A 15,230-nucleotide genomic window follows, 5' to 3' on the forward strand; every position below is an offset into this window, starting at 1 on the left:
CTTATGTTAGTCCCCTTGAATTTAAAAATAAAAAGGAATACAAACGATATAAATCAATACATTTCCTATTATATTTACCGGAGAAATGTTTCCTAGCTGATCTAAGCGAGGACTGCCTGTTATTCCCTCAACAACTACAGCTTTTTTGTTGTCATATTTAGAAACCAGCACGTCTACCAATTCTTCTTCATTTTCTGTCTCTATATCGAATAAATTTACAAATCCCCTTTCGTTATTAACCCCATTAAACTCGTATGTAGTTTTCAAAATTTGCTTATTCCCAAAAACAAAATGAGTCGGTTCGCGTCTAACAAATCTGGCAGTCATTAAAACACCGTTCTTCAACATAATCAGTTGATTAAATGTTCTAATCCATAAGCTAATTAATATTCCAATTACGATAAGAGCAATAAAGAGGAAAACCAGGTATCGATCATAAATCAAACCTAGTCGCAAAAAAAGAATAGAGAAGATAAGACAAATCTGACAAGAGTAAAATTTTCCTCCTGCAAACATTTTGAACAATAAGGATATCGGAATTTTTCTCACTTTTTTGATCCTCTTTCTTGCTGCCCGCTTTTTTACATACTAAATGTATATTAATGGAATCCCGCGAAATCTGCACCATTAATCCTGCAAACACAAAAAAACCTCAATCCAATAACGCATAAGCTGCGTTTTGAATCGAGGTTTTACTTTTAACATACAATCACAAAACCTTGGACAAAAACTCCTTTGTCCTTGCATGCTGAGGATTGCTCAGCACCTCGCGCGGATTGCCCTCTTCCACGATGTAACCGCCGTCCATAAAGATCAAGCGGTCGGCGACCTCGCGGGCGAAGCCCATCTCATGCGTGACGATGACCATCGTCATGCCGTTTTGCGCCAGGCGCTTCATGACGTCGAGCACCTCGCCGACCATTTCCGGGTCAAGCGCGGACGTCGGCTCGTCGAACAGCATCACCTCGGGTTGCATCGCCAGCGCGCGGGCGATTGCAATACGCTGCTTCTGGCCCCCGGACAGGCTGTCGGGACGCACATCCCGTTTTTCCTCCAGGCCGACGGTGCGAAGCAGCTCCAACGCGATTTTCTCTGCTTCTTCCTTGCTCACGCCTTTTACTTTGCGCGGAGTAATCGTCAGATTTTCCATCACGGACATGTGCGGGAAAAGATTAAAATGCTGAAACACCATGCCCATCTTCTGACGAATCACATTGAGCTCCCGCTGGGCCGACGTCACATCGTTGTCCTTGAAGCGGATCGTGCCGCCTGTCGGCTCCTCCAGCCGGTTGAGGCAGCGGAGGAAGGTGCTTTTGCCGGAGCCGCTGGGCCCGATGACGGCGACAACTTCGCCCTTTTGAATGGTGGCGTCGATGCCCTTGAGCACTTCATTGCTGCCAAAGGATTTGCGCAGTCCTTGAATCTCGATCATCGTTTGCCCAGCCTCCTTTCAAGCAGATTCAACAGCTGCGACAGTGTAAAGGTCATAACAAAGTACACGGCTGCCGCTACGAGCAGCGGCTCCATCGGCAAATACGTGACACTCTGCACGGCGCGCGAGTTGTAAAGCAGCTCGGCGATGCCGATGACGGAGACGAGAGATGAATCTTTAATAATGACGATCAGCTCATTGCCGATAGCCGGCAGCATGTTGCGGAACGCCTGCGGCAGCACGATAAGTCTCATTGCCATGCCGCGCGACATGCCAAGCGAACGTGCTGCCTCGGTTTGGCCTTTGTCGATTGCCTGGATGCCCGCACGGAACACCTCCGCCATATAAGCGGCGCTGTTGATCGTGAGCGCGACAACGCCAGACATAAACGCAGGCAAATTGATGCCAAAGTTGGTCAATCCGTAATGGATAATTAGAATCTGCACGAGCATCGGCGTACCGCGGATAATTTCAATATAAGCCGATGCGATGAATTTGACGATCCAGATTCGAGACAGGCGCATCAGGGCAAAAAGGATGCCGAACAAGGTTCCGAACAATACGCCAAATACGGATAGCTTCAGCGTCATCCATGCCCCGTCTAGAAAGTAGGAACTATACTCGCCAAAAAATGAAAAATCCAAGTTCATTTAAACGCGCTCCGTCCGTCTGTTATTCGCCGACAAGCTCGTTGGCCTCAACGACAAACCGCTCAATATCTTTGTTAGCCTGCAGGCGTTCAATCGTTTTGTTCACGGAATCCAGCAGCTCCTTGTTGCCTTTTTTGATGGCGATTGCAGAGCCGGACTCTTCCTTCGACTGCTCGATTTTGACGCCGGACAGCACGATATCCTTTTGCGTCTTCAGGTACTGGTCACCAACCGGCTTTTCGACGATCAGCGCATCAACACGGCCGCTTGTGAGCTCCATGATCAGCTCCGGAATTTTAGCGAGCGACGTCAGCTGGGCTCCTTCAACTTCTTTCGCAATGCCTTCTTGAATGGAGCCTTTTTGCACGCCAACCTTTTTGCCCTTCAAGCTATCAAGCGAGGTGAAGTTGCCTTCTTCGCCCTTTTTAACGAGGACGGCTTGCTCCGCATAATAGTAGATGTTCGAAAAATCAACGTTCTTTTTGCGTTCTTCCGTCGGAGTCATGCCCGAAATGACAAAATCAACTTTACCGCTGTTCAGAGCAAGCAGCAGCCCGTCGAAATCCATGTCGCTGATTTCCAGCTTGGCGTTCATGTCCTTGGCGATTTCCTTGGCGATTTCGATGTCAAAACCAACAATCGTATCTTTGCCGTCGATTTTTTTGTGGAACTCATAAGGAGCGTAATCCGCGCTTGTGCCGAGCACAATCGTTTTTTGCTCTTCGGCGCCGCTTCCGCCCGTATTGTTGGCTGCGTTGTTATCCGTGCCGCCCTTCTGTCCGCATGCACTCAGCAGCAGCGCTGCCGCAATAGTTACTGCCCATACCTTTTTCATTTCTCTATCTCCCTTACTCTAATAAAATGGTTGAATATTATTCACTAAAGTTAATAATTAATTACCGTTTGACAGTATAACATTGCCTGAGTCATAGCACAATGGCTCGGTATAAATATACAATTACCTTCTTTTACACATTAAAAGTAATTTATCTTAGTGCAATACTATTACTTTTACTCTTTAATGCTTTGTAGCAGCTTCGCATTATTCCGTTACTATAGAGACGAACGGGAGTAAAAGGCCTTATCAGGATGCACATCCAGCCATTACCCTATCCCATATTTCCCTACGCAAACCTGAAAATGCTTAGTGCTTCAAAATCCGGCCTTCTAGGTTCCCCATCCTTTTAACAGCCATCTGTAAAATGTATACAATATTCATAACACTGTATACGATACGCAATTGAGTATACCATCCCCGCACCGTTCTGGACAGGCTTTTCCCGGAATTTTGCGATACGTCATGAATTCATCAAAATGAGTTTCACAATGTATCTTTATTCAACTAATTCGATTCAAAAGGTATCCTGGTGGCAGCTTGTCCGGTGAACAAGGCGAAAAAGGAATCAAAAAAAACCGGGAAGTCGCTTTGTCTGCAGCCTCCCGGTTGTGTAATGTAACGCTTCCTATAATATTCGTTTGCCCAGCGCGGAAGCAGCCAGCTCTACGGCAAGCCGCGCTGTACGGCGGCTGTTGTCCAGCAGCGGATTGACCTCGACGAGCTCAAGCGAGGTGACAAGGCCGCTTTCCGCCAGCAGCTCCATCGCATAATGCGCTTCGCGGTAGCTGAGGCCGCCCGGCACCGGCGTGCCGACGCCGCATGCTTCCGTCGGATCGAGGCAATCGAGATCAAAGCTGATATGCAGCCCGTCCGTGCCCCGGCCGGCAATCGCAATCGCCTGCTCCATTACGGCATGGATGCCTAAACGGTCAATTTCATGCATTGTGAAGCAGCTGATTCCCTCAGCGCGAATAAACTCCTTTTCCCCCTGGTCCAAATCGCGGGCACCGACGATGACGACATTTTCCTTGCGGATAAAAGGTCCGGCTCCTGCGATGTCCTTCAGGGTAAAAGAGCCTCTGCCGACGGCCGCAGCCAGCGACATGCCGTGAATATTGCCGCTCGGAGTCGTTTCCTCCGTATTAAGATCGCCATGCGCGTCGAACCAGATCAGCCCAAGATTGCTGTAATGTCCGGTCAGTCCCGCCAGCGTACCGATGGCTATGCTATGATCGCCGCCCATAACGAGCGGAAATAATCCGGCTCCTACCGTCCGGTATACCTGTTCGCCCAACAGTCCGGCCATCTCCTTTACTTCCGGGAGATACTTCATTTTCGCGAGCGCAGGAGCTGGCTCCGCCGCCAGTCTAGGCACATCAACGACGATTTCACCGGCCAGCTCCAGGTTCATGTTTTTCAGCTGGCGCTTCATACCGGCTTCCATGATGCTTTCCGGGCCAAGCTCGGCACCGGCTCTTCCACAGCCCAGCCAGAACGGCGCATGGATGAGCTGGATTTTTTTCGCGGCTTCCGGACAGCTCCTAAAATTCTCTGCTTGGCTGAACATGGCAGATTACCCCTTCGCAATATGGAATTAGCTATCTCAAATCAATCTGAGGCCAGCACCAAACGCAGCCGCTCCAGCGCCCATTCCAGCTCTTCCTCCGTAATCGTAAGCGGCGGCGCGAGGCGGATTGTGTTTTCATGAGTCTCCTTGCAAAGCAGGCCGAGCTGCATGAGCTGCTCGCAATAAGGCCGGGCCGGGCCATGCAGCTCCACGCCGATGAACAAGCCGGAGCCGCGGATTTCCTTGACCGCCGGACTGTTCATCTCATGCAGTCTCTGCATTACGAGCTCACCGAGCCGATGCGATCGTCCTGCAAGATCATCCTGCTCCAGCACGTTTAAGGCGGCTGTCGCCACAGCGCAGGCAAGCGGATTCCCCCCGAAGGTGGACCCATGCGAGCCCGGCTCGAACAATTCCAGCACTTCCTCGCTCGAGGCGACTGCGGATATAGGCAGAATGCCTCCGCCGAGCGCTTTTCCCATGACATACATATCCGGCGTGACGCCTTCGCGGTCGCAGGCAAAACGTTTGCCGGTCCGCCCAAAGCCGGTCTGAATCTCGTCGGCGATAAAAAGCACTCGATGGCGGTCGCACAGCTCGCGGATGCTGCGAAGATAACCTTCCGGCGGCAGTACGATGCCGGCTTCCCCTTGAATCGGCTCGACAAGCACGGCGGCCGTACGTTCGGTAACAGCAGCCTCCATCGCTGCGAGGTCGCCGTAAGGGACTAGCATAAATCCGGGCAGGAACGGGCCAAAATCGCTGCGGTATTCCTCATGCGAAGAGAAGGACGTAATCGCCAGCGTCCGGCCGTGGAAGTTCCCGGTGCATACGATAATTTCCGCCTCGTTGGACGGCACGCCTTTCACCCGGTAAGCCCAGCGGCGAGCCGCCTTAAGCGCGGTTTCTACCGCCTCGGCTCCGGTATTCATGGCAATAATTTTGCTTTTGCCCGTGTAGGCAGCAAGCTTTTCATAAAACTCTCCTGCCGCCGTGCTGTGAAATGCCCGTGAGGTCAGCGTTACACGTTCGGCCTGCTCCTTCAGCGCGGCAATGAGCGCCGGATGGCGATGCCCATGATTAAGCGCCGAATAGGCGCTGAGGAAGTCCATATATGATTTGCCTTCCGGGCTTTTCACCCAAACACCCTCGGCCTCCTCGATAACAACAGGCAGCGGATGATAATTATGCGCAGCATATTTTTCAGATACAGCAATGGCGCGGGCAGAATTCATAAAACCTCTCCCATCTGCATGTTTATGAATATTGTATTTTGTATACAAATCTTGCGATTAAAAAACCCGGACTCTCCGGGGCTTCCCAATCGACGCAGCAAGATGCTGCTACATTCTATGCCGCTGTCTGCTGCATGATTCCTTCTCGCTGGCCTATTTTGAACCTAGTTATGATTACGCTTACATTGTTGTGTGTGTGAAAGCATAACATATCCCCCGTTTTCCGGCAACGAAATATTCTGACTTTAAATCAAAGCTCAAGTTATTTTTATTTCTCATTCAGGAGAGTTTTTCAGCTTTATTCGCTTGATGAAAGCCGGGAAGCGGTGATATGATGGCGATAGATTATTTTGTATACATTATTCTGCATATCCATGCACTGATCAGCGTTTCGGAATTCATCGGAAAAGGAGTCTTGGCATGCAGCTCAAATACCAATCCTTAAAGGATCATGTGTATGAATATATCGCTCAGCGCATTCAGACAGGAAGCCTCCAGCCAGGCTCCAAAATTAACGAGGCCGAAATTTGCAAACAGCTGGATATCAGCCGGACGCCGACGCGCGAAGCCTTATTTCAGTTGTCCTCCGACAATCTGCTGGACTACTTGCCGAGACGCGGCTTCACCGTCAAAGCTTTTGACCGGAAGAAAAAAGAGGATTACTCCCTGCTAATCGGCACGCTCGATGCGCTGGCCGCAACGCTCGCCTGCGACCGGATGCAGGAGCGCGATGTAAAACAATTGGAGCGTCTCGCCGATACGATTGCGGATGACATCTCGTCGTACGAGTTCAACGATTACTATGTGCATCAAGCCGAGTTTCACAACTGCTATCTGAACAAATGCGGCAACACGCCGTTGATTGATACGCTGAATTCGGTCAAAAACGGCTTTATGCGCCAAAGCTACGCCAGCGAGGACAAGGATAGGCTCGCCTCCCTGCTCAAGCAGGTCAACGCCGAGCACCGCTTGATCGCGGAGCTGTTCCGGGAGCGGGACAAAGAGCGTCTGGAACAGGCGATCCGGCACCACTGGCGCATTATCGACTTTGATATGATCTGAACTTATTCCCGCAGCCCGGCGCTTCGTTAAGCGCTGAGAGCTGCTTTTATTTTGTCTGTGGGTCAGCTTAAGGGCGTCTGACGACCTTAAGACCAGCCGTTCGCGCGGTTTTCCGCTCCTTAAGGTCGTTTGACGCCCTTAAGACCAGCCGTTCGCGCCGTTTCCCGCTCCTTAAGGTCGTTTGACGACCTTAAGACCAGCCGTTCACGCCGTTTCCCGCTCCTTAAGGTCGTTTGACGACCTTAAGACCAGCCGTTCGCGCGGTTTTCCGCTCCTTAAGGTCGTTTGACGACCTTAAGACCAGCCGTTCGCGCCGTTTCCCGCTCCTTAAGGTCGTTTGACGACCTTAAAACCAGCCGTTCGCGCCGTTTCCCGCTCCTTAAGGTCGTTTTGACGACCTTAAGACCAGCCGTTCGCGCGGTTTTCCGCTCCTTAAGGTCGTCTGACGACCTTAAGACCAGCCGTTCGCGCCGTTTCCCGCTCCTTAAGGGCGTTTGACGACCTTAAGACCAGCAGTTCGCGCCGTTTCCCGCTCCTTAAGGTCGTTTGACGACCTTAAGACCAGCCGTTCGCGCCGTTTCCCGCTCCTTAAGGTCGTTTGACGACCTTAAGACCAGCTATTTGAGCGGGATTCCCAAAATAAAAAGCTCCAGCGAATACTCGCGGAGCCTGATACCTGTAAGATATGCTTTAAAAGCAATCGGCGCGCCAGCCTCCAGCGCAGCAAATTACTTTTTCAAGTAGGCTTCAAGGCAGCACATACAGCAATATCGTGAAAAAATGCGCCACCGAGCCGGCAAGCACGAACAGATGCCAGACGGCGTGATGATAAGGAAACGCGCGCCAAACATAAAACACCGTTCCAAGCGTGTACAGCAGCCCGCCCGATATGAGCAGCGCAAGACCCGCAGGGTCGAGGCTTTCGGTGAGGGGCCCCCAGGCAAATACGATAAGCCAGCCCATCAAAATGTACAGAATCGTCGACGTGAACAGGAATCGTTTGGCAAAAAACGATTTGAACACAACACCGGCCACCGCCAGACCCCATACGATGCCAAACAGCGTCCAGCCCAGCTTGCCGCCAATCGTATGAAGCAGCAGCGGCGTATAGGTTCCGGCGATGAACACATAGATGAACGAATGGTCCAGCACCTCAAAAAAGTCCTTTGCTTTACCTTCCTTGAAACTGTGCACAAGTGTAGACGCAGAATACAGCAGCAGCATCGCCGTTCCATATATCGTAAAGCTGACGACATGCATCGCCGTTCCTTTCCAGGACGCGAACACGATCAAAAGCACTAAAGCCGCGATGCTGAGCGCCGTTCCGACGCCGTGCGTAATCGCATTGGCGACCTCTTCTCTGCGGGTGTACGTATGCGTATTTGCCACCTGAAGTCCCTCCCCTCCATTATGCTCCAGCCTATGAAAATACCGTCTGGGCGGTCACATCTTTAGACGAGCCATCCGGCAAAAAAGTCTATACCCGTTCGTTGGTATAAGCCACTCGGGAATCCACTCCGAACACCGCTTCTCCTGTCGCCGGATCGAACTGATAGTCCGGGCGGTCCAGATCGTACAGCCAATACTTGCGGACCAATCCTTTTTCCTCGGCATCCTCGACAAAATAAAAAAAGTTCAATTGATCTACATTAGCGCCGATGTACTCAGCCGCGTCCGCGCTCAATCCGCCTACGGACAAAACCCATCCGCGTCCGCCCTCCTCTACCAGCAGGGGCAGCCGGTGTTCAGCCGTATCGACCAGCACCCTTCCGGTAACAAGCTTGATCAGCAATCTTTCGTTCATGACAGCCCGCCTTCCCCTTGCCCGGCCGCCATATCAATTAGCAGCAGTCTCGTTCCGCCGGCTCCGCCCCGCAGCGACAGGCTTGTCAGCCCGCTCGCGCGCAGCGTATCGCCGCTTTGCAGCTCATCGGTTTCTTGCACGGCAAGATTGCCGTCGATGACGAACACATACAGAAGCCGCTCCGCCGCCGTGTAATGCGCCGCTTCCGCCCCCTCATCCAGCACCGACAGAAATAGATTTACGTCCTGATGAATACCCGCCGCCCCCGGCCCGGCCGCATCGCGCGAAACAATCGGCAGCAGCCCGCCATGTGCAGACTTTGGATCGAACGAGCTTGTTTCGTATGACGGCGTTAACCGCTTCTCCTGCGGCGTAAACCAAATTTGCAGCAAATGAACGGGCTCCTCGGAATCTGGGTTCACCTCAGAATGCACGATGCCGGTTCCGGCAGTCATACGCTGCACGCCCCCGTACGTTGTGACCGCAGAATTGCCTGCGCTGTCCTCATGCTTCAGCTTGCCGCTCAGCACGACCGATACAATCTCCATCTCGCGGTGCGGATGGGCTCCGAAGCCTCTGCCGCCTGCGATTACATCCTCGTTGAACACGCATAACGGACCGAAGCTGCGGTTATCCTCCTCGTAATAATCCGCAAAGCTGAAGCTGAAGCTGCTTTTCAGCCAATCGCTCTCGCGGTGGAAACGGCTTTCGTTGCGGCGAATTTCGTACATCAGCCAATCCCTCCCTCTCCCTGCTTACTAACCTTTTTAAAGTGTAATAGAGAAATAGCTGGCTTGCAACCATTCCGCCATCGCTTCGACCGTTTTGTCCAGATTGCTCCTCGATTGATTGTCCACAAAAGGAAGCTGATGGCGAAAATAATTCGTATGCCCGCCCATGACGGGAATACCCCTTACATGCGATGGGGAATGCCGGGTCCGGCTCCATACCGGAACCCGCCGCGTTCCAGCGCGCCAGCCGCCCCAGCTGCCGATTCTCGTAATGGGATCGTCCGCCTTGCCAAGCGCATTCACCGCATAAAAATAAGCCACATAGTCCCTCATCTCATCTTCCACCGGAACTTTGGGCGATCCGATCTGCGCCACGCGCAGCTCCTCGGCGGGCATGCCTTGCCGCCGCAGCAGCCGTGCCGCCTGGTAAGCCGCAACGCCGCCGCCGCTGTGTCCGATGAGCAAAATCGGTCCGCCGCCATGCGTGCGCTGAATCTCGCGAAGCATCGATTTGCCGCCGATGCGGGTCGGCAGCACCATGCGGGTCAAATCCGAGCGAACCTCCCACACTTGGCGCCATAGGCTTCGGGAGTAATCCCCATAGGGAAAGAGCGTTTCGAATTCCGCTTCTGTACCATGCTCAGCAAAAATTCGAGCCAGCTGCTTGCGGCATTCATAAAAGGTGGAAGGATAGGTTGCAACGCCTGCGACATGATATACCGTCAGCCTTTCCGGCATGCCTTTCCGCTCCATATCCCCGCCCCCTTTCTGTATGTAAATTGTAGCATGTTCCGAAAGCGGCGGGCCAATTCGAGGACTCCGAACAGCAGCCCTGCATTTTTCAACGAATAAGCGCTTAAAGATTCACCCATCGTAAACGCAGCGGCAGCGGCGTGGTTAATCGTTCCAGACCCGGCATATACTAAAGCCGATTTTCAAGCCGCTTGTTTCAATTAATTGCGGGACGGGTACATAACTTTTTCAGCCTGCAACCAAACGGCCAAAGCCTGCCTGCAGGACAAAAAATGTTTGACTTGACATCAAGTCCAGGCAACCAAGACGGAGGTTAAGGATGATTCAGATTCAACAGGTAAACAAAATTTACGACGACGGCTTCCACGCTCTCAAAAACATCAACCTGGAATTCCGCAAAGGCGAAATGACGGTGTTGATTGGACCGAGCGGCTGCGGAAAGTCGACCACGATGAGGCTGATCAACCGCCTTGTTACCCCCTCTAGCGGTTCAATTACAATTGACGGCCGCGATATTCTCGCCATCGATCCCGTTGAGCTCCGGCGCAGCATTGGTTACGTCATTCAAAGCGTCGGGCTTTTCCCCCATATGACGATCGGTAAAAATGTAGCTATCGTTCCCAGCCTGAAGCGCTGGGACGCAGCCAAAATGTCCCGCCGGGTCGACGAGCTGCTCGATATGGTCGGCCTGAAGCCGGATCTGTACCGCGACCGCTACCCGTCCGAGCTTAGCGGCGGACAGCAGCAGCGGGTCGGCGTTGTGCGCGCGCTGGCGGCTGATCCCGATATTATTTTGATGGACGAGCCGTTCAGCGCTTTGGATCCGCTGAGCCGGGAGCAGCTTCAGGAGGATGTAGCCAGGCTGCAGCAGGAGCTGCATAAAACGATTGTTTTTGTCACTCACGATATGGACGAGGCGCTCAAAATTGCCGACCGCATCGTGCTGATGAAGGACGGCGAGGTGGTACAGAGCGATACGCCGGACCGAATTCTTCGCCGTCCGGCCAATGACTTCGTGCGCAGCTTTATCGGCCAGAAAAGGCTCGACCAGGAGCAGGAAGCCATCGCACTTGGACAGGAACGCGAGACGGGGCAAGATCTTGGCACTATATATGAGTCCCCCTCTGTAGACGAGGTCATGATTACGCAGCCGGCCGTCACTTATCCAAGCCGCGGGCTCGCGGAAGCAATCAGCACAATGGAACGGCGCAAGGTGGACAGCCTGTACGTCGTCGACCGCCAGCGCAAGCTGCTCGGCAGCGTATCCATTTATAACGTGATGGACAGCTACGGCGATGAGGACAAAACGGTGGCGGATGTCATGCTTCCCGTGCGGTATTCCGTTGAGTCCGGCACGCCGCTTACCCAGGCGGTAGAGCTGCTGGCCGGCCACCGTCTGCACAATGTCGCCGTCGTTGACACGAACGGCCGCTTCATTGGCCTCATTACGCGCGGCAGCGTCGTCCGCCATCTCGCGGAAAGACTGCCGATGCTGGATGACGGCCCGTCTGTTAACGGAGCTGACGAAGGGGAAGCGACTCTCCCCCAAGCCGGCACGGAGACAAATGAACATGCAGCTGCGCTCGAAAACGGGGAATCGGCAAACGGCAAAAATAGAGCCGCTGCCAAAATTGACGCGGCCGCTGTCGCGGAACGCGTATTTCCCGGCAGCGGAGCAGAAACCGAGTCAAACGACGTCGGGCCGGGCTCCCGTAAAGCGTCTAAAGACTCCCGCCGGCTGACATCCGTCGGCTCCGACCCGAACCGGGGGGAGGATCGCTCATGAGCGGCTTTCTGAATTTTGTCGCGGAGCGTTTCCCCGATATTGCCATCGCCCTGCGCGAGCATCTTGCCCTGTCGCTGACAGCGGTGCTGCTCGGTTGTGCAATCTCGCTCCCGCTCGGCGTGCTGCTTGTATATAACCGGATCCCCTGGCTGAACAGCATCGTCTTTTTTGCCGCGAATCTGCTGCAAACCGTTCCGAGCCTCGCGCTGCTCGCCATCCTCATTCCGCTCATGGGCATCGGAACCAAACCGGCGGTGCTGGCGCTGCTGCTCTACTCCATCATGCCGGTGCTGCGCAACACGTACGAGGGATTTCGCTCCGTTGATCCCCATGTACTGGAAGCGGCCCGAGGTCTCGGCTATTCCGCTGCGCAGCGGCTGCTGCGCGTGCAGCTTCCGTTAGCTGTCCCTTATATTATGTCGGGCATCCGCCTGACGACCGTATACATTATCAGCTGGGCTACGCTTGCAACGCTTGTCGGCGCGGGCGGTCTCGGACAGCTGATCGTGTCCGGCATGGGCGTCAATCAGCCGTATCTGATCGTTGCAGGCGCGCTTGGAGCCATTTTGCTGGCGCTTATCGCCGATCTGCTGCTCGGATGGCTGGAGTCGGCGCTAGGCCGGCGTTTCGGCATGCGGGGAGGTGCCGCGGCATGAGCATGGGGTTGAAGGCAACTCGAAATCATCCGGGTTCTGCCGACAAGGAGCACCTGCGCCGGAATAACGGGCCAGCTGCGGCGGGCAAGCGGCTGAAGCTGCGTTTTGGACTGTCCGCACTATCGCTGCTGGCGGCGCTATTGCTGGTTGTTTCGGCCGGCTGCGGCAGCCGTCCCGATCTGATTATCGGGGCGCAGACCTTTACCGAGACGAAAATTTTGGCGGAAATGTACAAAACGCTAATCGAACAAAAAACCGATCTGGAGGTCAAGGTCATTCCTGATCTGGCCGCGAGCCCGCTCGTATTTAGCGCGCTTGACCGGGGAGACATTCATCTGGCGACGCTGTATTCCGGGGAAATTTTCAACAACCATTTTCCGATTGAACAGACCAAGGAGCGTGCGGCTGTGCTGCGGCAGGCTCAGGAGGGCTTTGAGCAATATTACGGCTTTGACTGGATGGACCCGCTCGGATTCGAAAATACGTATGCGTTCACCGTCCGGGAACAGCTCGCCCAGGAAAAAGGCTACAAGACGATCTCCGACATCAAGCCGGACGCGGCTTCCATGCGTTTTGGCGTGGATACCTCCTGGTTGGAGCGGATAAACGACGGCTATCCTGCTTTTCAGAAGGAATACGGCATCACGTTTGCCAAAGCTTATCCGATGGAGCCCAGTCTCGTTTACTCCGCCGTCCAAAACGATCAGGTGGACATCGTGCTCGCCTACTCAACCGACGCGCGGCTTAAAGCCTTTAAGCTGAAAACGCTGGAGGACGACCGGCAGTTTTTCCCTCCCTACGATGCTTCGCCGGTCATGCGCAAGGAGATGCAGGAGCGTTTCCCCGGCGTGAAGGAAGCCATCCAGCCGCTTATTGGCACGATCGACATCGAAACAATGGTTAATCTCAACTACCAGGTCGACATCGAGAAAAAAAGCGAGCGCGAGGTTGCCCTCCACTATCTCAAGGAAAGGGGGCTGATCCGCTAATGCCGGATAACAATGTGACTTTAACCGGATTTTTGGATTATTACTGGCGCAACCGGGAGCTGATGGCGGAATATTTTGTCCAGCATGTGCAAATGGTAACGCTTGGTGTGCTGCTGGCTCTGGCGGTCGGCGTGCCGCTCGGCATTCTTTGCATGAAAAGCCGCTGGCTGGCCCGGCTCATCCTGGCCGTCACCGGCATGCTGCAGGTGCTGCCGTCGCTGGCGATGCTGGTGCTGCTCATGCTCTGGATGGGGCTTGGCAATTCCACCGTCACCGCCGGACTGTTCCTGTACTCGCTCAATCCTATCGTACGAAACAGCTATGTCGGACTGCAGCAGGTTAGCGGCAGCCTGATTGACGCGGCGCGCGGCCTCGGCATGAGCCGCTGGCAGCAGCTGTGGCGGGTACGCGTGCCGCTGGCGCTGCCTTACATGATGACCGGCCTCCGCGTTGCGGCCGTCATTGCCATCGGCGTCGCCACCATTGCACCGCTTGTCGGCGGCGACGGGCTTGGACGCGAGGTATACGCCGGCATCAACGGCCAAAATCCGCTGCGCATTTATGCCGGAGCGGTTCCGGCAGCGCTGCTTGCAATTGCAGCCGACATCGTGCTCGGCGTGCTGCAGCGCAGGCTCGATCCTACTAACCGAAGCTCCCGCAAGCGCGGCAGCCACAGCGGCTCGGGTCAGGGCGGTTCCGGCAAAGCTGCCGCCGACCAGGCGGTGCCGCCCGTGCCGAAGGCGCAGGGCTGATTCTGCGGTTTCCGGGCTGTGGCTACTGCGGCTAGCCTTGCTGGGTCAATCCGCGTCTGGCGGGTAATAGAACAGAGCAATGAATAGCCCCAGAGGCAAGCAGCAGAAGGAGAGATGCCGGATGAAATTGACCCACGAGCAGGTCATCACGCTGCACGGGTTCAACAATTTGACCAAGTCGCTCAGCTTCAATATGTACGACATCTGTTACACCCGCAACAAACAGGAGCGGGAGGCCTACCTGGCCTATATCGACGAGCAGTACAACTCCGACAGGCTGAACCATATTCTTCATCATGTGTCCGACATCATCGGAGCTCATGTGTTGAATACGGCCAAGCAGGACTATGAGCCGCAAGGAGCAAGCGTGACGCTGCTCGTTTCCGAGGGTCCGGTCGTGGAAGTGCCGAAGGATGCGTTTGACGAGTCGCCGGGTCCGATGCCGTCCAACGTTGTGCTGCAGCTGGACAAAAGCCATATCACCGTCCATACGTACCCGGAATATCATCCCGATGAAGGAATCAGCACGTTCCGCGCGGACATCGACGTGTCCACCTGCGGCGAGATTAGCCCGCTTAAGGCGCTTACGTATCTGATATCCTCCTTTGATACCGATATTATGACGCTGGATTACCGGGTACGAGGGTTTACGCGGGATATTTTGGGGCATAAGCTGTTCATCGACCATGATATCAGCTCCATCCAGAACTACATTCCCGATGAAGCCAAGGATCTGTTTCATATGATTGACGTAAACGTGTATCAGGAAAATATTTTCCACACCAAATGCAAGCTCAAACAGTTCGATCTGAACAATTACCTGTTCGGGTATACAAAGGACAAGCTGAGCCGCGAGGAGCAGGCGGACATTACCGAAAAGCTGAAGTCGGAGATGGACGAAATTTTTTACGGCAAAAATATAAACTGAACAAAGAGGCGGCCGCCGACCAGCACGATGCTGGAGGGCGGCCGTTT

The 15,230-nt window shown here is 54.1% G+C and carries 15 protein-coding genes and 1 pseudogene; 6 read left to right on the forward strand and 10 right to left on the reverse strand.

Annotated elements, in window-relative coordinates:
• Positions 1–21: 21 nt before the first annotated feature.
• The 6 genes from M3223_RS13380 to rocD all read right to left on the reverse strand — a co-directional run bounded on the left by M3223_RS13380 (position 22) and on the right by rocD (position 5,722).
• Entirely contained in the window at positions 22–549 is a 528-nt protein-coding gene (locus M3223_RS13380; protein WP_251562177.1) for a hypothetical protein, read from the reverse strand.
• A 160-nt stretch (positions 550–709) separates the two neighbouring features.
• A complete protein-coding gene (locus M3223_RS13385) occupies positions 710–1,432 on the reverse strand; it encodes an amino acid ABC transporter ATP-binding protein (protein ID WP_251562179.1) in 723 nt (240 codons plus the stop codon).
• Positions 1,429–2,082: an amino acid ABC transporter permease gene (locus M3223_RS13390; protein ID WP_251562180.1), complete on the reverse strand. Its 654-nt coding sequence runs from the start codon at positions 2,080–2,082 to the stop codon at positions 1,429–1,431. Before M3223_RS13390 ends, M3223_RS13385 begins: the two co-directional genes overlap by 4 nt.
• Before the next feature lie 22 nt (positions 2,083–2,104).
• Positions 2,105–2,917, reverse strand: coding sequence for a lipoprotein (locus tag M3223_RS13395; protein WP_251562182.1), 813 nt, complete (start codon positions 2,915–2,917; stop codon positions 2,105–2,107).
• 628 nt (positions 2,918–3,545) lie between these two features.
• Positions 3,546–4,487, reverse strand: coding sequence for an arginase (gene rocF, locus M3223_RS13400; RefSeq protein WP_251562185.1), 942 nt, complete (start codon positions 4,485–4,487; stop codon positions 3,546–3,548).
• Between the two features lie 41 nt (positions 4,488–4,528).
• Complete coding sequence (gene rocD, locus M3223_RS13405) at positions 4,529–5,722, reverse strand: ornithine--oxo-acid transaminase (RefSeq protein ID WP_251562186.1); 1,194 nt, start codon at positions 5,720–5,722, stop codon at positions 4,529–4,531.
• A gap of 420 nt (positions 5,723–6,142) precedes the next feature.
• On the opposite strand from rocD, the gene M3223_RS13410 reads away from it, so the two are divergent.
• On the forward strand, positions 6,143–6,784 hold the full coding sequence (locus M3223_RS13410; RefSeq protein WP_251562188.1) for a GntR family transcriptional regulator: 642 nt from the start codon (positions 6,143–6,145) through the stop codon (positions 6,782–6,784).
• A gap of 747 nt (positions 6,785–7,531) precedes the next feature.
• Here the strand turns inward: M3223_RS13410 and trhA are convergent.
• The 4 genes from trhA to M3223_RS13430 all read right to left on the reverse strand — a co-directional run bounded on the left by trhA (position 7,532) and on the right by M3223_RS13430 (position 10,072).
• The gene (trhA, locus tag M3223_RS13415; protein ID WP_251562190.1) at positions 7,532–8,173 is read right to left on the reverse strand and encodes a PAQR family membrane homeostasis protein TrhA; all 642 of its coding nucleotides are present in this window, start codon (positions 8,171–8,173) and stop codon (positions 7,532–7,534) included.
• Between the two features lie 88 nt (positions 8,174–8,261).
• The gene (locus M3223_RS13420) at positions 8,262–8,588 is read right to left on the reverse strand and encodes a hypothetical protein (RefSeq protein ID WP_251562193.1); all 327 of its coding nucleotides are present in this window, start codon (positions 8,586–8,588) and stop codon (positions 8,262–8,264) included.
• Entirely contained in the window at positions 8,585–9,319 is a 735-nt protein-coding gene (locus M3223_RS13425) for a pirin family protein (protein ID WP_251562195.1), read from the reverse strand. Before M3223_RS13425 ends, M3223_RS13420 begins: the two co-directional genes overlap by 4 nt.
• A 36-nt stretch (positions 9,320–9,355) precedes the next feature.
• Positions 9,356–10,072, reverse strand: a complete 717-nt coding sequence (locus M3223_RS13430) for a thioesterase domain-containing protein (RefSeq protein WP_251562197.1) — start codon at positions 10,070–10,072, stop codon at positions 9,356–9,358.
• A 319-nt stretch (positions 10,073–10,391) separates the two neighbouring features.
• Between M3223_RS13430 and M3223_RS13435 the strand changes: the two are divergent.
• From M3223_RS13435 to speD, 5 genes and pseudogenes are all read left to right on the forward strand, one after another.
• A pseudogene (locus tag M3223_RS13435) lies at positions 10,392–11,600 on the forward strand (ABC transporter ATP-binding protein); the annotation flags it as partial.
• A gap of 254 nt (positions 11,601–11,854) precedes the next feature.
• Complete coding sequence (locus M3223_RS13440) at positions 11,855–12,514, forward strand: ABC transporter permease (protein ID WP_251562201.1); 660 nt, start codon at positions 11,855–11,857, stop codon at positions 12,512–12,514.
• On the forward strand, positions 12,511–13,503 hold the full coding sequence (locus tag M3223_RS13445; RefSeq protein ID WP_251562203.1) for a glycine betaine ABC transporter substrate-binding protein: 993 nt from the start codon (positions 12,511–12,513) through the stop codon (positions 13,501–13,503). Before M3223_RS13440 ends, M3223_RS13445 begins: the two co-directional genes overlap by 4 nt.
• Positions 13,503–14,255 carry an ABC transporter permease gene (locus M3223_RS13450; RefSeq protein WP_251562205.1) on the forward strand — a complete coding sequence of 251 codons (753 nt, stop codon included), beginning with the start codon at positions 13,503–13,505 and terminating at the stop codon, positions 14,253–14,255. Before M3223_RS13445 ends, M3223_RS13450 begins: the two co-directional genes overlap by 1 nt.
• A gap of 121 nt (positions 14,256–14,376) precedes the next feature.
• Positions 14,377–15,183, forward strand: a complete 807-nt coding sequence (gene speD / locus M3223_RS13455; protein WP_251562207.1) for an adenosylmethionine decarboxylase — start codon at positions 14,377–14,379, stop codon at positions 15,181–15,183.
• Positions 15,184–15,230: the final 47 nt, after the last annotated feature.

The sequence above is a fragment of the Paenibacillus pasadenensis genome, assembly GCF_023715725.1.
In the GTDB taxonomy this organism is placed as follows: domain Bacteria; phylum Bacillota; class Bacilli; order Paenibacillales; family Paenibacillaceae; genus Paenibacillus_O; species Paenibacillus_O pasadenensis_A.